General features: G+C 62.2%; 18 protein-coding genes. 14 read left to right on the top strand and 4 right to left on the bottom strand.

Annotated elements, in window-relative coordinates; translation table 11 throughout:
• Positions 1 to 68: 68 nt before the first annotated feature.
• Both D3P04_RS22670 and D3P04_RS22665 read right to left on the bottom strand, forming a co-directional pair.
• Positions 69 to 890, bottom strand: coding sequence for an EcsC family protein (locus D3P04_RS22670; protein ID WP_232845139.1), 822 nt, complete (start codon positions 888 to 890; stop codon positions 69 to 71).
• A 108-nt stretch (positions 891 to 998) separates the two neighbouring features.
• Positions 999 to 1,493 (bottom strand): GNAT family N-acetyltransferase, encoded by a 495-nt coding sequence (locus D3P04_RS22665; protein ID WP_119752160.1) that lies wholly within the window; start codon positions 1,491 to 1,493, stop codon positions 999 to 1,001.
• 104 nt (positions 1,494 to 1,597) lie between these two features.
• Here D3P04_RS22665 and D3P04_RS22660 point away from each other — a divergent pair, with 104 nt between their 5' ends.
• Together D3P04_RS22660 and D3P04_RS22655 are read left to right on the top strand one after the other, a co-directional pair.
• A complete protein-coding gene (locus tag D3P04_RS22660; RefSeq protein WP_119752159.1) occupies positions 1,598 to 2,200 on the top strand; it encodes a flavin reductase family protein in 603 nt (200 codons plus the stop codon).
• Between the two features lie 10 nt (positions 2,201 to 2,210).
• On the top strand, positions 2,211 to 2,744 hold the full coding sequence (locus tag D3P04_RS22655; protein WP_119752158.1) for an adenine phosphoribosyltransferase: 534 nt from the start codon (positions 2,211 to 2,213) through the stop codon (positions 2,742 to 2,744).
• A 295-nt stretch (positions 2,745 to 3,039) separates the two neighbouring features.
• On the opposite strand, the gene D3P04_RS22650 is transcribed toward D3P04_RS22655, so the two are convergent.
• Positions 3,040 to 3,519 carry an Lrp/AsnC family transcriptional regulator gene (locus D3P04_RS22650; RefSeq protein WP_119752157.1) on the bottom strand — a complete coding sequence of 160 codons (480 nt, stop codon included), beginning with the start codon at positions 3,517 to 3,519 and terminating at the stop codon, positions 3,040 to 3,042.
• Here D3P04_RS22650 and ehuR point away from each other — a divergent pair, their 5' ends adjacent.
• From ehuR to doeB, 10 genes are all read left to right on the top strand, one after another.
• A complete protein-coding gene (ehuR, locus tag D3P04_RS22645; protein WP_119752156.1) occupies positions 3,520 to 4,980 on the top strand; it encodes a MocR-like ectoine utilization transcription factor EhuR in 1,461 nt (486 codons plus the stop codon).
• A gap of 159 nt (positions 4,981 to 5,139) precedes the next feature.
• Positions 5,140 to 6,351 (top strand): TRAP transporter substrate-binding protein DctP, encoded by a 1,212-nt coding sequence (dctP, locus tag D3P04_RS22640; RefSeq protein WP_119752155.1) that lies wholly within the window; start codon positions 5,140 to 5,142, stop codon positions 6,349 to 6,351.
• Between the two features lie 84 nt (positions 6,352 to 6,435).
• Complete coding sequence (locus D3P04_RS22635) at positions 6,436 to 7,083, top strand: TRAP transporter small permease (RefSeq protein WP_119752154.1); 648 nt, start codon at positions 6,436 to 6,438, stop codon at positions 7,081 to 7,083.
• Between the two features lie 3 nt (positions 7,084 to 7,086).
• Positions 7,087 to 8,373, top strand: coding sequence for a TRAP transporter large permease (locus D3P04_RS22630; protein WP_119752153.1), 1,287 nt, complete (start codon positions 7,087 to 7,089; stop codon positions 8,371 to 8,373).
• An 11-nt stretch (positions 8,374 to 8,384) separates the two neighbouring features.
• Positions 8,385 to 8,828, top strand: coding sequence for a universal stress protein (locus D3P04_RS22625; protein WP_119752152.1), 444 nt, complete (start codon positions 8,385 to 8,387; stop codon positions 8,826 to 8,828).
• 18 nt (positions 8,829 to 8,846) lie between these two features.
• Positions 8,847 to 9,551: a maleate cis-trans isomerase family protein gene (locus tag D3P04_RS22620; protein WP_119752151.1), complete on the top strand. Its 705-nt coding sequence runs from the start codon at positions 8,847 to 8,849 to the stop codon at positions 9,549 to 9,551.
• Positions 9,545 to 10,501 carry a hydroxyectoine utilization dehydratase EutB gene (gene eutB / locus D3P04_RS22615; RefSeq protein ID WP_119752150.1) on the top strand — a complete coding sequence of 319 codons (957 nt, stop codon included), beginning with the start codon at positions 9,545 to 9,547 and terminating at the stop codon, positions 10,499 to 10,501. Before D3P04_RS22620 ends, eutB begins: the two co-directional genes overlap by 7 nt.
• Positions 10,498 to 11,460, top strand: coding sequence for a cyclodeaminase (locus D3P04_RS22610; RefSeq protein WP_119752149.1), 963 nt, complete (start codon positions 10,498 to 10,500; stop codon positions 11,458 to 11,460). Before eutB ends, D3P04_RS22610 begins: the two co-directional genes overlap by 4 nt.
• A 130-nt stretch (positions 11,461 to 11,590) precedes the next feature.
• Complete coding sequence (gene doeA, locus D3P04_RS22605) at positions 11,591 to 12,787, top strand: ectoine hydrolase DoeA (RefSeq protein WP_119752148.1); 1,197 nt, start codon at positions 11,591 to 11,593, stop codon at positions 12,785 to 12,787.
• Positions 12,784 to 13,785, top strand: a complete 1,002-nt coding sequence (gene doeB / locus D3P04_RS22600; RefSeq protein WP_119752147.1) for a N(2)-acetyl-L-2,4-diaminobutanoate deacetylase DoeB — start codon at positions 12,784 to 12,786, stop codon at positions 13,783 to 13,785. Before doeA ends, doeB begins: the two co-directional genes overlap by 4 nt.
• A gap of 44 nt (positions 13,786 to 13,829) precedes the next feature.
• On the opposite strand, the gene D3P04_RS22595 is transcribed toward doeB, so the two are convergent.
• Positions 13,830 to 14,306 carry a hypothetical protein gene (locus D3P04_RS22595; RefSeq protein ID WP_119752146.1) on the bottom strand — a complete coding sequence of 159 codons (477 nt, stop codon included), beginning with the start codon at positions 14,304 to 14,306 and terminating at the stop codon, positions 13,830 to 13,832.
• A gap of 526 nt (positions 14,307 to 14,832) precedes the next feature.
• Here D3P04_RS22595 and D3P04_RS22590 point away from each other — a divergent pair.
• The gene (locus D3P04_RS22590; protein WP_119752161.1) at positions 14,833 to 15,963 is read left to right on the top strand and encodes a phage major capsid protein; all 1,131 of its coding nucleotides are present in this window, start codon (positions 14,833 to 14,835) and stop codon (positions 15,961 to 15,963) included.
• 186 nt (positions 15,964 to 16,149) lie between these two features.
• On the top strand, positions 16,150 to 16,799 hold a 650-nt coding region (locus D3P04_RS22585; protein WP_220475398.1), incomplete at its 3' end, for a phage tail protein.

Here is a 16,799-nt window from a genome sequence, read left to right as displayed (position 1 = left end):
CCCCCCGCACCCCCCGAGGTATTTGGACAAAGAAGAAGCGGCAGTTATCGCCGGGTTGGCGCGGCGGGTTATGATGCAGACGCCTGGGTTCGTTTCAATGTCTCGCGTTTTTCGATGCGCTGGATGGACAGGCGCAGGGCTTCGACAAGGGCCTCTTGCGGGATGCCGGTTTCCTTCGCCAGACGCATGATGCCGAAATGCACCCGCGCCATTTCCTGATAATAACGCACGAATGCGAAGTTGATCGAGGCGCCGACGAAAGCGCCAAGCACCGGGGCCGCTTGCGCCGCGAGTTTCTGGCCCAGCGAAATCGACAGTTTCGGCGCCACCTTGCTGATCAGCCCCTGTACGGTCTGCCCGGTGATCGACAGGCGCACCGCCAGCAGGCCGAAATCGGTGTCGTCGTCATCGGCCATCGGACCGGCCGCGGCGAAGATGCGCAGGCATTCCAGCCGCACCTCGTCGCTGTCGGGATCAAGCCCGTGTTCGGCGGCGATCCCCAGCATCGCCCGAAGCAGCAGCGTGACCGTTACCGGCAGTTCGACCATCGCGCCGGCGAAGCCCCCGGCGCCGCCCGCCGCGCCGCTGACCGAGGTGGCCATGCGGTTGAACCAGTCGCCGCGATCGCGAAAATAGCGGCGCGATCCCGATGCCGCCGAAAAGGCCCGGTTCAGGGCGAAGCGGGTGATTCCGTCAAGCCGGACCCGCACGAATGCGGGCAGCCTTTGAATCAGCCCGTCGGCGCTGTTGCCGACCTTGCTCAGAAGTTCGATCCCCAACCCGCCGGCGCCGGTATAGCGCCGCGCAAGCCGGTCGATCTGGTCATGAACATCCGGATCCTTGATCGGAGGCAGCACCTGCTGCGCTTTGGTCATCATCTTGCCGGTCACTCGCCTGTCTTGTTTCAGGATTACCCGCAAGAATATGGGGAGCCCCGACGGGTTTCGCCAGTCCACCCCGCCCGGGCGAGGAGATGGCGCGACCGTCAGCCGGTCAGATTATGTCCCTTGGGCGATGTCCTGTGTGACCGGGCCTTCCACGCCTGCCCATGCGCCTGCCTGCAATTCCAGACCCAGAACCCGCTCGGGATTGGTGGGCGGCGGCATTTCCACATGTTCAAGCCGGGCGAAGCCGAAGCGCGAATAATAGGGCGCGTCGCCGACCAGCATGACGCGCGACCAGCCCAGATCCCGGGCGCGGCCAAGGCTGTCATGCATCAGAAGCGCCCCCAGCCCCTCGCCCTGCGCCGTCGGGTGTACCGCGATGGGGCCGAGCAGCAGGCAGCGCCGCCCGGCCACGCGGACCGGCCAGTAGCGGATCGCGGCGCGCAGGCTGCCTTCGTCGCGCAACAGCAGGCAAAGCTCCGCCACCGGGCTGACGCCGTCGCGCAGCCGGTAAGAGGACAGCGCTGTCCGCCCCGGCGCGAAACACAGGTCGAAAAGCATCTCGACCTCGTATTCATCCGCGGCCGTCTCGGGGCTGATCTGGAACATGGCGCCTCCGTTTTCGCGCCTTTAGCATGACGTGGCGGCATGCGGAATATTGCGCAGGATGAAATCCGGTGGCAGGTTGACCGCAAGTTCTGCAAAGGAAAACCATGTTCTACCGACCCGAGGCCGGTCACGGTCTGCCGCATAATCCCTTCAACGCGCTTGTCGCGCCCCGGCCCATCGGCTGGATCTCGACCCGTGGAGGGCAGGGCGACAATCTTGCGCCCTATTCCTTTTTCAATGCGGTCGCCTATGTGCCGCCGCAGGTGATGTTTGCCTCGACCAGTGCCAAGCCCGATCGCAAGGGCACCAAGGACAGCGTGGCGCAGATCATCGAATCGGGGGTGTTCTGCGTGAATATCGCCACCGGCGACATGCGGGATGTGATGAATGCGAGTTCGGCGCCGCTTCCCGCCGGAAGCAGCGAGTTTCAGGCTGCCGGGATTCAGGCGGTGGAATGCGAAAGCATCGATTGCCCGCGCGTGGCGGATGCCGCCGCCGCGCTGGAATGCCGGATGACGCGGGTGCTGCCGCTGGCGGGCAAGGCGAATATGATGGTGCTTGGCGTCGTGACCGGCGTGCATATCCGCGATGACTGCATCGTCGAGGGCAGATTCGATCCACGTGCCGCAGGCGGCTGGCTCGCCCGGCTTGGATATAAGGATTATACTGCGGTGACAGAGCTTTTCGAGATGGAACGCCCCGAATGAGACAATCGGCATGAACGGAACGGTCAAGGATTATATCCGCAGTATCAAGGATTTCCCGCATGAAGGGATCATGTTCCGCGATGTGACGACACTGTTTGCGGATGCGCGCGGGTTCCGCATGGCGATCGACCAGCTTCTGAATCCCTATGCGGGGTTGCGGATCGACCGGGTCGCGGGGCTGGAGGCGCGGGGGTTCATCCTTGGCGGCGCGGTTGCGCATCAGCTTTCCACCGGTTTTGTGCCGATCCGCAAAAAGGGCAAGCTGCCCGGCGCGGTGATCTCGGAGGCTTATCAGCTTGAATATGGCGAAGCGGTGATGGAGGTCCATGACGATGCTTTCCGCAAGGGCGAGCGGGTTCTGATCGTGGATGATCTGTTGGCGACCGGAGGCACCGCCGAAGCCGGGATCAAGCTGTGCCACCGTCTTGGGGCTGAGGTGATCGGCTGCGCCTTCGTCATCGATCTGCCGGAACTGGGCGGGCGCAAGCGGCTGGAGGCGATGGGAATGGCGGTTCATGCGCTCTGCGAGTTCGACGGGGCGTGAGGGGGTGGGGCGTGATGGGGCAATCAGCCCGGCCTCGCGAGATTTCGGCAAGGGGCGGCGGCTATGATGGCTGAATTATTTTGAATTGGTTACAGTCACTTGCCGCGACCCTCCCGGCCCGGAATCAAGTGCCGCAGGCACGCCGGGCAGCGCCCGACCGCCCCTATGGGCGGGCGCTTTGGCGAAGTGATCTTATAAATTCAGCTTCGCTCGGGGTTGCGCCATAAATCGCGATGCATGACCGGTAAAGCGCCCACCCGCGGTCGGGCGCTGCCCGGCTTGGGCGGAACCGGCTCTATCCCTTCAGCAATGCCAGTGCCGGGGCGGTTTCCTTGACGGGTTTGGTGACGATATAGCTGTAATAGCGCCGCACGCCCGCGCGGCTTTCCAGAAGCCCGTCCATCAGCGACTGGAACGCGGCGATATCGCCGGTGATCACCTGCATCAGGTAATCATACCCGCCGCCGATCGCCCAGCAGCCGGTCACCTCGTCCATCCGCGCGATGATCCGCTCGAATATCTGGAAATTCTCGGCCCGGTGGTTTTCCAGTTCGACGGTCACGAAGATCTGCACATGCGCGGCAAGCGCGTTCAGATCGATCTCGGCGCGATAGCCGCGGATCAGCCCGGCTTTCTCAAGCCGCTTCATCCGCTCCCAGCAGGGGGTCGGCGACAGGTTTACGCGCGCAGCCAGATCCGTCTTGGCGATCCGTCCCTCACGCGAGAGGGTCGCGAGGATGGCAATGTCGCGGTCATCGAGGCGTATCGAACTCATGTGGCACTTCTTTCCGCGGCGCCCAAGAATGTCAATCTGGACAAATTACCCCGCCTTGGTGATTCTGGGGAAATGTCGCATTGGCCACTGACCAGAGAGGATATCCACCGCCCTGCCTATCGCAGTCTGGCTCAGGGCATTGCTTCTGCCATCGACTCGGGCAGCTTGCGGCCGGGCGACCGGCTGCCGCCGCATCGTGATCTTGCATGGCGGCTGGGGCTGTCGGTGCAGACGGTCAGCCGCGCCTATGAGGAACTGATCCGCGCCGATCTGATCTCGGGCGAGGTGGGGCGGGGAAGCTTTGTCAAATCCGGCCCGCGGGAAACGGTCGAGGTGCCGTGGTACCGTGCGGGATCCGACCGCCCGCCGGTCGATCTTTCGATGATGACCCCGGTCTGCCTGCCGGCAATTGCCGAGGCGTGGCAGGACTCCATGCACCGGATTGCGGACCGGATGCCCGATCCGGTGATCTATTCCTTCCGGCCGCGCCAGACCATGGCGCTTTATGGCGGGATGGCGGCGGCTTGGCTTGCGCGTTGCGGCATGGTGCTGCCTGCCCAGCGGATCCTGATCACCAATGGCTGCACGCCCGCCCTGATGATCGCGCTGATGAGCGTGGCGAATCCCGGCGACCAGATTGCTACCGAAAGCTCTACCTGCCACACGCTCAAACCCGCGCTGCGGCATCTGCATCTTCGGATGCGCGGGATCGAAGGGGACGGGCGCGGCATGCTGCCCGAGGCGCTTGCCGCCGCGGCGCGGGCTCCGGGCAACAAGCTGCGGGCGGTCTTTCTTCTGCCTTCGGGCGCGGGGCCGTTCGCGCGGATCGTGGATCGCGAGAGACGCGAGGAACTGGCCCGCACGGCGGCGGAAAACGGGCTGATCATAATCGAGGACGACGCGCTGGGTCCGGTTGCGCCGCGCAGACCGCCGCCGGTTTCCGCCTTTGCGCCGGAATGCAGCCTTTATTTCACCGGCCTGACGAAATGCCTGTCACCGGGGCTGCGGCTGGGTTTTCTGGCAATGCCCGAAAAGCTGGCAGAGCGCGTATTGAACCGGCATCTGTCCCTTTCATGGATGGCGACTCCGATCATGGCCGAGATCGCGCGGGACTGGATGGAACGCGGCATTGCGGACGGCTTGCTGACCGCGCAGCGCCGGGAACTGGCGCAGCGTAACCGGCTGGCGCAGCGGCTGCTTGGCGGGCGCAGCAAAGGGTTTCCGCACGGGTTGCACCGCTGGCTGCCGCTGCCCTTTGGCACCGATGAACAAGAGTTGATTCGCGCGGCGCTGAAGCGCGATGTCGCGATTGCCCCCGGCTCGGGATTCGCGGTGATCGACCGCGCTCCGGCGCTGCGAATTTGCCTTGGAGGGGCGAATGAACGGGATCTGGAGAACGGGTTAACCGCGATTTCGGCGCTCCTGCCTGACCAAAGCGAGGTTTGCGATCCTGTTGTTTGACAGTCTGATCTCAAATTGTCATGATTTAATATAGGAATTGACTTGAGATTTTGTTGCGCGGAACTCTCGGTCTTGGCCAGAGCGAATATTTTGACCCGAATCCTGCAAATCGGAGGCCGCGGGTGAATTGTGTAACAAGGCCCAAAAACAGGAGGTAAGATGACTTATAAAACCATTACCGCTGCGAGCGTCGCCGCTTTGCTGCTTGGCGCGAGCGGTGCGACGGCAGAAACATGGCGCTATGCGTTCGAAGAGGCGCTGGAAGAGGTGCAGGGCAAGTTCGCCCAGAAGTTCAAGGAAGAGGTCGAGGCGAATTCCGACCATGAAATCCAGCTTTTCCCCTTTGGCACATTGGGTGAATCGGCGGATATCATGGAGCAGGCGCAATCCGGCATTCTGCAATTCGTCGATCAGTCCCCCGGTTTCACCGGCGCGTCGATCCCCGAAGCGCAGGTTTTCTTCGTGCCTTATCTGTTGCCGGCAGAGCAGTCGCAACTTGTGGAGTTCTTCCGAACCTCGAAAGCGATTCACGAGCTGTTCCCGCCGCTTTACGCCGATCAGGGCCTTGAACTGCTGACCATGTTCCCCGAGGGCGAGGTGATGATGACCACGCAGGAACCGGTCCATTCGCCCGAGGATCTGAACGAGGTCAAGTTCCGCGTGATGACCAACCCGCTATTGGTGGACAGCTATGAAGCCTTTGGCGCGACGCCCACGCCGCTGCCATGGGGCGAGGTCTATGGCGCGTTGCAGACCGGCATCATCCAGGGGCAGGAAAACCCGGCTTTCTATCTTGAGTCCAACAAGTTGTACGAGGTGGCGAGTCACATCACGCGCCTTGGCCATAACAACTTCACGACCGCCGTCATGGCGAACAAGGATTTCTATGACGAGCTTCCTGATGAGGACAAGAAGGTCATCGATGACGCGATTGCCGCGGCCTTCGACTATATCGTCGAGTATCAGGAAGGGCTGACCGAAGAATCGCTGGCCAAGATCCAGGAAGCCAAATCCGATGTGGTCATCACCACTCTGACCGAGGAAGAGCGCGCGCCGTTCAAGGCGACGGCCGAGACGGTCGAGAAGAAATTCCTGGAGATTGGCGGCGCGCAAGCGCAGGAAATCCTTGACCAGATGAAGGCTGACCTTGCTGCCGTGGGCGAAGGCGGCGAAGCGTCGTCGACCGCCGAGGGCGAGGCCGCGGCCGACGAGGCCGCGATGGATGCCGCCGAAGGAGAGGGCGAAGCAGCAGCCGAAGGCGAGGCCGCAGAGGGTGAAGCTGCGCCGGAAACTGCACCGGAAGCGGAGGCTGCCGAGGGCGAAGCTCCGGCAGAAGATGAGGCTCCGGCAGAGGGCGAAGCCGGAAACTGATCCGGGTTGGCCCGTAAACCCTGAACTGGCCGATTCCCGGCCAGTTCGTCCGGTGGTTATTTTTGATGAGAGGCCCTGGTCCCAATGCCTGACGACAAGCACGCTCCAGATCCTGATCCCGATGTGGTCGCGGCGGCCACGACTCCCGCTGTTGACCAGGACGATATCGACGATTCCCGATATGTGTCCGGCCTGCCGGGGTTTCTTGGGGTGATCGACGTTGGAATTGCCCGGATCGAGGCGCTTCTTCTGGCGATCGGCGTGCTGTTGATGGCGGTGAACACCATGGCCAACGTCGTGGGCAGGATTATCGGTAACACATTGTATTTTACCGAGGAACTTAATCAGGCACTGATCATCCTGATCACATTCGCGGGCATCTCCTATGCCGCGCGGCATGGGCGGCATATCCGCATGTCGGCCTTTTTCGATGCGCTGAGTCCGCCTTTGCGCAAGCCGCTGATGATCTTTATTTCGGTGGTCACGGCGGCGGCGATGTTCCTTCTGACATGGTATTCGGTTGGCTATGTCATCGATCAGGCCGGGCGCGGACGGATATTGCCCGCGATGCAGATTCCCCAATGGTGGATCATCATATGGGCGCCCTTGGGCTTTTTCCTGACCGGGCTGCAATATGCGCTGACCGCGATCAAGAATATCACCGACGAGAATATCTGGCTCTCGACCAGCACGCTCGAAGGCTACGAAGACAGCAAGGAAGAGGAGATCTGAGCCATGACCTGGGCTATTTTCGGCACGATGATCTTTCTTCTTCTGCTGGGTTTTCCGATGATGATTCCGCTGATCGCCGGGGCGCTGATCGGGTTCATCGGGCTTTTCGGCGGTTTCGGGCAGATCGAAACAATGGTGCAGCAGATCATGGCCGGGATTCGCCCGGCCAGCCTGATCGCGGTGCCGATGTTCATCTTTGCCGCCGATATCATGACGCGCGGGCAATCCGCGAACAGGCTGATCGATCTGGTGATGACATTCGTCGGGCATATCAAGGGCGGGCTGGCCATTTCGACCGCCGGAGCATGTACCATGTTCGGCGCGGTATCCGGCTCGACTCAGGCGACCGTGGTCGCGGTTGGCGGGCCGCTGCGTCCAAGGATGCTGAAAGCGGGCTATAACGACAATTTCGTTCTGGCGCTGATCGTCAACGCGTCCGATATCGCCTTCCTGATCCCGCCCTCGATCGGCATGATCATCTATGGCGTCGTCTCGGGTACCTCGATCGCCGAGCTGTTCATCGCCGGGATCGGGCCGGGGCTGCTGATCCTCGTGTTTTTCTCGATCTACTCTTATATCTACGCCGTCAGGAACAATGTGCCCACCGAACCCAAGGCGACATGGGCCGAACGTGGAACCGCGCTGAGACGGGCGCTGTGGCCGCTTGGTTTTCCAGCGATCGTCATCGGCGGGATCTATGGCGGTTACTTCTCACCGACCGAGGCGGCGGCGGCCTGTGTGCTGTATGCGCTTATTCTTGAAATGGGCGTGTTCCGGGAAATGGGTCTCAAGACGCTTTACGCCACCGCGAAATCCACCGGATTGATCACGGCAGTCGTGTTCATTCTGGTCGGCGCGGGCGCGGCATTTTCCTATGTCATCAGTTTCGCGCAGATTCCGCAGCATTTGCTTGGCGCTATCGGTATCGACCAGATGGGGCAATACGGGGTGCTGTTCACGATCTCGATCGCGTTCTTCATCGGCTGCATGTTCGTGGATCCGATCGTGGTGATCCTGATCCTTGTGCCGATCTTTGCGCCGGTGGTGAAGGCGGTTGGCCTTGACCCGGTGCTGGTCGGGACGATCATCACCCTGCAGGTCGCCATCGGCAGCGCGACGCCGCCATTCGGCTGTGACATCTTTACCGCAATTGCTATCTTCAAGCGACCCTATCTGGAGGTCATCAAGGGCACGCCACCCTTTATCCTGATGCTGCTGACGATCGCGGTGCTGCTGATCTTCTTCCCGCAGATCGCCTTGTTCCTGCGTGATCTTGCCTTTGGATATTAACGGGTATTGCGATGTTTGAACGTATCCTGATCGCCTATGACGGCTCTCACGGGGCCGAGAGGGCGCTGGTCAAGGCGACCGAGCTGGCCAAGCTATGCGGAGCGCAACTGATTGCGTTGACGGTTTACCGGCATCATTCGATGCTGGAAGCCTCGTTGTCGATGGTGCGGGGCAGTATGGAACCGGGCAGCAATCTGGACGAATCCATGCGCGCTGCCGCCCGCGAGGCGGCGAATTACGCGAAAAGCCATGCGAAAGATCACGGGGTCGAGCAGGTCAGCGCCTTCATCAAGGCAGGGCAGCCCGCGCGGACCATCGTCGGCTTCGCGCATGAGAAGAATTGCGACCTGATCGTCGTCGGCTCCCGCGGGATGGGTGCGACCGAAAGCTATCTGCTTGGCTCGGTCAGTCACAAGGTTACGGGCATCGCGGATTGCCCGGTTCTGGTCGTGTGAAGGAGGGCAGCATCCCATATGTGGCGCGACAATTTGTGCCGGTTCGGGCTGATCGCCCTTGCGACCGATATGACGATCGAAGGCGATTCTCTGCGGCTGTTGCCTGACGGCTGCCGTCTTCATGTGACACGGATTGCCTTCGACAATCCCACCACTGCCGAAAATCTGCTGAAGACCGGCCCCCGCCTGCGGGCAGCGTCCGAGTTGCTGGTTCCCGGCGTGGAATTGCAGGGGATCGGCTTTGCCTGCACCTCGGCTGCGGCGGTTCTGGGGCCGAAGGTTCAGGAAGAGATCGGCGGCCGTGCCCCGGTCACGACGCCCGCAGGGGCGGCGCTGCGGGGATTCGAGGCGCTGGGCGTCAGGCGGGTTGCCCTGATGACGCCATATATGCAGGAAGCCTCGGATCTGGTGGGGGATCATTTCGCCGCGCATGGGGTGGATGTCGTCTCGCGCCGGGCGATGGGCCATGCCGATGATCGCGACATGGCGCTGTTGCCCGGCGATGAGGTGATCCGTTTCGCATTGGAATCGGATCATCCGGATGCCGAGGCGCTGTTCATGTCCTGCACCGCATTGCCCGCCGTCGCCGTGATCGAAGAGATCGAGGCGAAGCTGGGCAAGCCGGTCATCAGTTCCAATCAGGCCCTGTTCTGGGCGATGTTGGATATAGCGCAGGTCCCTGCTACTGGGGTGGGGCAATTGTTCAAGGTGCGTACATGGTGACAATGGAAGATATTCAGGCCGCTGGCGAGCGGATCCGCAATATGGTGCGGGAAACGCCGGTGAAAGCCTCGGCCAGCCTGTCGGCGCTTGCCGGCGGGCCGGTCTGGCTGAAATGCGAACACCGGCAGGAGACGGGGGCGTTCAAGCTGCGAGGCGCCTCGAACGCGGTGGCGCGGCTGGGCGATGTGGCGGGCGTGACCACAGCCTCGACCGGCAATCACGGCCGCGCGCTGGCGCATGCGGCGCGGCAGCTTGGCATGCCGGCGGTGATCTGCGTGTCGCGGCTTGTCCCGCAGAACAAACTGGCCGCGATCGAGGCGCTGGGTGCCGAGGCGCGGGTGATCGGGGCCAGTCAGGACGAAGCGTTTGACGAAGCCTACAGGCTGAAACATGACGAAGGCTTCGCCCTGATCCCACCTTTCGATCATGAGGATGTGATCGCGGGCCAAGGCACGCTGGGCATGGAGATTATCCGGCAGATCCCTGACGCGGCGACGCTGGCGATCCCGCTGTCGGGTGGCGGATTGCTGGCAGGGGTGGCGCTGGCCGCGAAATCGCTGAGGCCCGATATCCGGATTGTCGGCATCAGCATGGAGCGCGGCGCGGCGATGGCCGCCAGCCTGAAGGCGGATCACCCGGTCGAGGTCGAGGAACTTGAGACGCTGGCGGATTCGCTTGGCGGCGGGATCGGTTTGAAGAACCGGTTTACCTTTCCGATGGTGCGCGAGCTGATGGACGAGCTGATCCTGCTGTCCGAGGACGAGATCGCCGCCGGTATCCGCCATCTGGCGCTAGAGGATAACGAGGTGGTCGAAGGCGCTGCCGCTGTCGGTTCCGGTGCGATAATTGCCGGAAAACTGCAAGCGGCGGGCGGGCCGCTGGTGTTGATATTGTCCGGGGCGAATATCGATCCCGAACGTCACGCCGAAATCGTCAGAGGTGCCCAATGAGCGATATTCTCGTTCTCTCGGAAGAGCAGTTGCGCGAGCGCATCCATCTGAACCCGGCCATGATCGACGTGATCGAAAAGGCTTTCGCCACGCTTGCCGAGGGCGGCGTGGTGATGCCTCCGGTCATGTCGATGCATATGCCCGACGTGAATGGCGAGCTGGATGTGAAAACCGCTTATGTGCCGGGGCTTCCGGGTTTTGCGGTAAAGCTGTCTCCAGGGTTTTTCGATAATCCTTCCAAGGGCTTGCCATCGACCTCGGGGCTGATGGTCGTGCTGTCGGCCGAGACGGGCCGGGTGCGGGCGGTGCTGTTGGATAACGGTTACCTGACCGATCTGCGCACCGCTGCGGCGGGCGGCGTCGCGGCCCGGCATCTGTCGCGCGAGGATTCGCGCCATGCCGCGATTTTCGGGGCGGGGCTTCAGGCAAGGCTGCAATTGCAGGCTTTGGCGATGGTGCGGCCCATAGAGGAAGCGGTAATCTGGGCGCGTGATCCGGCCAAGGCCGAGGCTCTGGCCCGCGAGATGGATGGCGAGGGTCTGCATTGCCGCGCGGTGGCCGATGCGGAAGAGGCGGCGGGTTTCGCCGATGTGATCGTGACCACAACTCCTGCCAGCCGCCCGATCCTGAAATCCGAATGGCTGCGCCCCGGTCAGCATGTCACCGCGATGGGGAGCGATCAGGCGGGCAAGAACGAGCTTGATCCGCTTTGTCTGGACCGCGCGGATCTGTATGTCGCCGACAGGGTCAGTCAGACCGAGCTGATGGGCGAATTGCGGGCGGCGATCGGTGCCGGGCTTTTTTCCGATCGCAGCGGTATTCCGGAACTCGGCGGCATCGTCACCGGCCGGCATCCGGGCCGGACCGGCTCCGATCAGATCACCATTGCCGATCTGACCGGAACCGGCGTGCAGGATACGGCCATCGCCATGCATGTGCTGGCGGCATTTTCCGAGTAAGGCCGTGCGTAGGGCGCGTTGGGGGTTATGCCGCGCTGTTTCCTTGGGGAAGCAGCAGCCAACAGAGTGTCGCCCGGCTCTGCCAGTTTGACTTTTCTTGATTAAACCATTTCATCGATAAGGACCACGAATGCCCGAACTACAACGAACACCCGAGCGATTCTCGACCGAGGAATATGAAGAGCGCCTGAAAAAGACACGCTGCTCCATGGCGAAACTGGGGCTTGATCTGCTGATTGTCAGCGATCCGTCCAATATGGCCTGGCTGACCGGCTATGACGGCTGGTCCTTTTATGTGCATCAATGCGTGATCGTCGGCCCGGATGGTCCGCCGATCTGGTTCGGGCGCGGGCAGGACGCCAATGGCGCGTTGCGTACCGTCTGGATGAGCGAAGAGAATATCATCGGCTATCCCGATTACTATGTGCAGTCGGTCGAGCGGCATCCGATGGATTACCTTTGGGCGCAGCTTGCCGACCGCAACTGGCATCGCGGTTTCATCGGCGTCGAGATGGACAATTACTGGTATTCCGCCAAGGCGCATGAACGGCTGGTTTACGGCCTGCCCGAGGCGCAGATCCTTGACGCGACCGGCCTTGTGAACTGGCAGCGGGCGGTCAAGACGCCGAAAGAGCTGCAATATATGCGCAAGGCCGCGCGTATCGTCGAGCGCATGCATCGCCGCATCGCCGACAAGGTCGAGGTGGGGATGCGCAAATGCGATCTGGTGGCCGAGATCTATGACGCCGGGCTGCGCTATGACGAATGGTCCAGTCATGGCGGCGATTATCCGGCCATCGTACCGCTCTTGCCGTCCGGGCCGGATGCCGCCGCGCCGCATCTGACCTGGGATGATCAGCCGATGAAGAATAACGAAGGCACCTTCTTCGAGATCGCCGGCTGTTATCAGCGTTACCATGCGCCGCTGTCGCGGACGATCTTTCTGGGCAAACCGCCGCAAGAGATCCTTGAAGCCGAGAAAGCGGTGCTTGAGGGCATGGAGGCGGGGCTTTCCGCTGCCCGCGCGGGCAATACCTGCGAGGATATCGCGGCGGCCTTCTTTACCGTTCTGGACCGTTACGGAATCGAGAAGGACAACCGCACCGGCTATCCCATCGGGCTGTCCTATCCGCCCGACTGGGGCGAGCGCACCATGTCGCTGCGCCGGGGCGACCGGACCGAGCTGAAACCGGGAATGACCTTTCATTTCATGACGGGGCTGTGGATGGAGGATTGGGGTTACGAGACCACGGAATCCATCGTCATCACCGAGCGCGAGCCGGAACTTTTGTGCAATATCCCGCGCCGGATGCTGGTGAAATCATGAGCGCGAACCCGATTCAGCCGACGATCCCGCTGGACGGAGAGGGCAAGCAGCATGGTTTCCTGCGCCTGCCCTATTCGCGCAATGACAGCGCATGGGGCAGCGTGATGATCCCGGTTACCGTGATCGCGAACGGGCAGGGCCCGACCGCGCTGCTGACCGGCGGCAATCATGGCGACGAATATGAGGGACCGATCGCGCTGCAGCAGCTTGCATGGGAGATCGAGCCCCGGGATGTGACGGGACGGATCATCATCGTGCCCTATATGAACTACCCGGCCTTCCGGGCGGGGGCGCGGGTCAGCCCTATCGATCAGGTAAACCTTAACCGCGCCTTTCCGGGGCGGGCCGATGGCACGGTCAGCCAGAAGATCGCCAATTATTTCAACGATGTACTGGTGCCGATGGCGGATGTGGTGCTGGATTACCACTCGGGCGGGAAGACGCTGGATTTCCTGCCCTATGCGGCGGCGCATTATCTGGACGACAAGCGGCAGCAGGCCGCCTGTGTCGAGGCGGTCAAGGCTTTCGGCGCGCCCTACAGCATGATGATGCTGGAGATCGACAGCGTGGGCATGTTCGATACTGCGGTGGAATCGCAGGGCAAGCTGTTCGTCACGACCGAGTTGGGCGGTGGCGGGACGGCCACGGCGCGTTCGGCCGGGATTGCGATCCGGGGGGCGCTGAATCTGCTGAAGCACACCGGCATTCTGGCGGGTGAGATAGAGCAGTCCGAAAATTCGCAGATGCTGGACATGCCGGATGGCGGATGTTTCCATTTCGCCAGCCGCGACGGGCTGCTGCAATTGCTGGCCGATCTGGGCGACGAGGTTGCCGCGGGTCAGCCCATCGCACGGATTTGGCCGCCCGACCGGACCGGGGCCGCGCCCGAGGAAGTGGTTGCCAATCGCGGCGGGATCCTTGCCGCCCGCCATTTCCCGGGGCTTGTGCAAAGCGGGGATTGTCTTGCCGTGATCGCGGATGTGACCCTGGACGGATAGAGGGTTTTCCCGCAGGGCCCCGAAGCCGGCCCTGCGGGAAATGGTCAGCCGCCGAAGATTGCGCCGCGGGTTTCCATGATCCAGGCGGCGATGATCGCGAAGATGACATGACCGGTCAGTGCGACCCAGGTGATGCCGGTGAAGCCAAGAAAGGGCGGATTTCCGGCGACCAGATGCGCCATGACGTAAAGCGCGAAGATCCACAGGACCACGCCATAGACAACCGATGTCACCAGCCACGGCAAGCCGGGCATGATCCTTTGCTGAATCGGCCGCGCGATCAGGTACCAGCCCAGGGGATAGAACAGGAGGCCCGTGATCACATGCAGCAGATAAGCCAGCTCTGGCGAGCGGAAACCGGTCAGAGCCTGTATCGTCTGGGTTGCCAGAGGCACCGGAGCAAGCCGGGAGAAACCAAGAAGCGGGCTGATTGCCTGACCGTATGAATCGAAAGCCAGGGTCGCGAGGGCTCCGGCGGCAAGCATGGTATAGATATGAGATTCCGTTTTCTGTTCGATCATCCTGTCGTCTCGCTTTGAATATTGCCTGAGCGGCGGGCCGTTATGTTGAACGTGAATGCAGATACGCGGAGGGATGGCCAAGCGTTACGGCGATTCTTGATTCGCCGGGTCCGGACGAGGCTGGTATGGCGGGATTTGTACTGAGCAATGCGGCGTGCGCCTTTGGCAGCGCAACGGATAAGTTATTGTTTGAACGTAGATAATGCGGAAATTAAATTCACTCATAGGTTAAGTCATTGACTTACAGAACGCCTTAAGGTAGAAAAACCTCACGCTGGGAAAAGTGGGTATGCGGCCGGGCTGACGCCTTTGGCCGCTTTTTCATTTTTCGGCTCGTGCGGACAGAAACAGGGCGCGAGGCGATTTTCATGAAGGACGAAAAACAGGACAAACCCGGGCGCAGGTGATCGAGGGCTATGCCAGCCGGTTCGGGGTGGTGGATCAGGGCGGCGATACGGTGTTGCCGGGGGCGTTTGCCGCCGGGCTGACGCGATTGACCGAGGCACAGGCCACGGAGGGCGGCGGCATGTCCGATGAGGTGAAGGGCGCTGTCATGGGATTCGTGAAGGAACTTGGCGAATTTCGTAACGATATCAGCAACAGACTGAAAAGACAGGAAGAACAGATGAGCATGCTTGAACGTAAGAACAGCTTCCGCGCCCGTGCGCCCTTGTCCACCGCTGCCGAGCGGGAGGTGCCGCATCAGAAGGCGTTCAACGCCTATCTGCGCAGTGGCGACGATGACGGGCTGCGCGGGATGGCGGTCGAGGAGAAGGGTCTGACCGTGGCGGGCGACGGTGGTTTTCTTGCCGCGCCCCGGGTTGCCGAGACGGTGCAGGGGGTGCTGCATCAGGGTGCCTCGTTGCGCAAGCTGGCCAATGTGGTCACGGTGGAAGCGCTGGCCTATGAGGTGCTGGTGGACAAGGGCGAACCCGGCGCGGGCTGGGCGACCGAAGAGGCAAGCGTCGAGACCGAGGCGGGCGGGATCGAGCGGATCACCATTCCGGTGCATGAATTGTCGGCCATGCCCAAGGCGAGCCAGCGATTGCTGGACGATGCGGCATTCGATGTCGAGGGGTGGCTGGCCGAGCGCATTGCCGACAAATTCGCGCGTTCCGAAGCGGCGGCGTTCATTCATGGCGATGGCGTGGCCAAGCCGCGCGGCATCCTGTCATATCCGCTGAAGCCCAACGCAGTTGCGGGTGATGGCGAGATCGGTACCGTCAATGCCGGCGGCACGGGGGATTTCAGTTCTACCGCGCCGGCTGACAGTCTGCTTGATCTGATTTACGCTCTGGATGCGCAGTACCGGGCTAATGCGCGTTTCGTGATGAACTCGAAAACCGCTGCGCGGATCCGCAAGATGAAGGATGCCGATGGGCGGTTTTTGTGGGGCGATGCGCTTGCGCAGGGACAAAGCGCGCAATTGCTGGGTTATCCGGTGCTGATCAGCGAGGATATGCCCGATGTGGGGCTTGACGCGACTCCCATAGCCTTTGGCGATATCCGGGCCGCCTATACGATTGTCGAGCGTCCCGATCTGCGCGTCCTGCGTGATCCGTTCAGTGCGAAGCCGCATGTCCTGTTCTACGCGACCAAGCGTGTGGGCGGCGGCGTGACCGATTTCCGCGCGATCAAACTGTTGAAATTCGCCTGATCCGCTGAGGTTCGGGCGAAGGAGGGGCCGCGCCGGGGCATCGGGGATCCCGGCTGAAGCACCTGTCCGCGCGATTGATTGCCGGTGCGCGGGCGCGGCCTTTTTTAACGGAAAAGCAAGGCGGGGTCCGGTGTGGCCCCGCCTTTGTCATGACGTAGCGGGCAAGTATCAGACGGGAGGTTCGGAATGCTGCTGAGAGAAGAGGCGGTGGCGGCAGCGGTGGATACCCGTGCCGCCGGTGCCGAGATGACCGGGCGGCTGAGGCTGACACATATCGAGGCCGGTGGGGATTATGCGGCGGTAACTGCAGAGGCGGTGCTGCAGGATGCCGGTCAGGGCCATGTTTCCGACAGCGAGATGCCGATACTTCTGACGCGGGGCGAGGCGCAGGCAGTCGCCGGGCGATGGCTTGCCGAGGCACAGGTTTCGAAGGATATGGCGCGGTTTGCGCTGCCGCCTTCGCGTTCCGGTCTTGGTCCGGGGGATGTTCTGCGCGTCAGGCAAAAGGACGGCGCGAGCCAATGCTGGCGTATCGACCGGGTTGAGCGTGCCGGGGCAATTCTGATCGAAGCGGTGCGGGTCGAGGCGGGAGTTTATCTGCCCGCAGAGATACCCGCAGAGGATCCCGCGATCCGTCCCTTTATCGCGCCGGTGCCGGTGCTGCCGATCATGATGGATCTGCCGCTGATGCGTGGCGACGAGGTGCCTCATGCGCCCTATCTGGCGGTCGCGGCGCGTCCCTGGCCGGGGCCGGTCGCCGCTTATATGTCGGTCGAGCAGGAGGGCGGGTTCGATCTGAACCTGACCTTGCGGAAGGGGGCGGTGGTGGGGCGTAC

The organism is Paracoccus onubensis, assembly GCF_003591515.1.
Classification (GTDB): domain Bacteria; phylum Pseudomonadota; class Alphaproteobacteria; order Rhodobacterales; family Rhodobacteraceae; genus Paracoccus; species Paracoccus onubensis.
Note: the sequence above shows the minus strand (reverse complement) of the source record. Positions and strands in the feature narration are given on the sequence as shown.

What these genes read in the sequence shown, in the direction of transcription:
- D3P04_RS22625 (WP_119752152.1), top strand. Translation starts at nt 8,385, where the DNA reads ATGTTTGAACGTATCCTGATCGCCTATGACGGCTCTCACGGGGCCGAG.
- D3P04_RS22665 (WP_119752160.1), bottom strand. Translation starts at nt 1,493, where the DNA reads ATGTTCCAGATCAGCCCCGAGACGGCCGCGGATGAATACGAGGTCGAG.
- D3P04_RS22595 (WP_119752146.1), bottom strand. Translation starts at nt 14,306, where the DNA reads ATGATCGAACAGAAAACGGAATCTCATATCTATACCATGCTTGCCGCC.
- D3P04_RS22590 (WP_119752161.1), top strand. Translation starts at nt 14,833, where the DNA reads ATGTCCGATGAGGTGAAGGGCGCTGTCATGGGATTCGTGAAGGAACTT.
- D3P04_RS22650 (WP_119752157.1), bottom strand. Translation starts at nt 3,519, where the DNA reads ATGAGTTCGATACGCCTCGATGACCGCGACATTGCCATCCTCGCGACC.
- dctP (WP_119752155.1), top strand. Translation starts at nt 5,140, where the DNA reads ATGACTTATAAAACCATTACCGCTGCGAGCGTCGCCGCTTTGCTGCTT.
- doeB (WP_119752147.1), top strand. Translation starts at nt 12,784, where the DNA reads ATGAGCGCGAACCCGATTCAGCCGACGATCCCGCTGGACGGAGAGGGC.
- D3P04_RS22630 (WP_119752153.1), top strand. Translation starts at nt 7,087, where the DNA reads ATGACCTGGGCTATTTTCGGCACGATGATCTTTCTTCTTCTGCTGGGT.
- eutB (WP_119752150.1), top strand. Translation starts at nt 9,545, where the DNA reads ATGGTGACAATGGAAGATATTCAGGCCGCTGGCGAGCGGATCCGCAAT.
- D3P04_RS22610 (WP_119752149.1), top strand. Translation starts at nt 10,498, where the DNA reads ATGAGCGATATTCTCGTTCTCTCGGAAGAGCAGTTGCGCGAGCGCATC.
- D3P04_RS22635 (WP_119752154.1), top strand. Translation starts at nt 6,436, where the DNA reads ATGCCTGACGACAAGCACGCTCCAGATCCTGATCCCGATGTGGTCGCG.
- D3P04_RS22660 (WP_119752159.1), top strand. Translation starts at nt 1,598, where the DNA reads ATGTTCTACCGACCCGAGGCCGGTCACGGTCTGCCGCATAATCCCTTC.
- D3P04_RS22655 (WP_119752158.1), top strand. Translation starts at nt 2,211, where the DNA reads ATGAACGGAACGGTCAAGGATTATATCCGCAGTATCAAGGATTTCCCG.
- D3P04_RS22620 (WP_119752151.1), top strand. Translation starts at nt 8,847, where the DNA reads ATGTGGCGCGACAATTTGTGCCGGTTCGGGCTGATCGCCCTTGCGACC.
- doeA (WP_119752148.1), top strand. Translation starts at nt 11,591, where the DNA reads ATGCCCGAACTACAACGAACACCCGAGCGATTCTCGACCGAGGAATAT.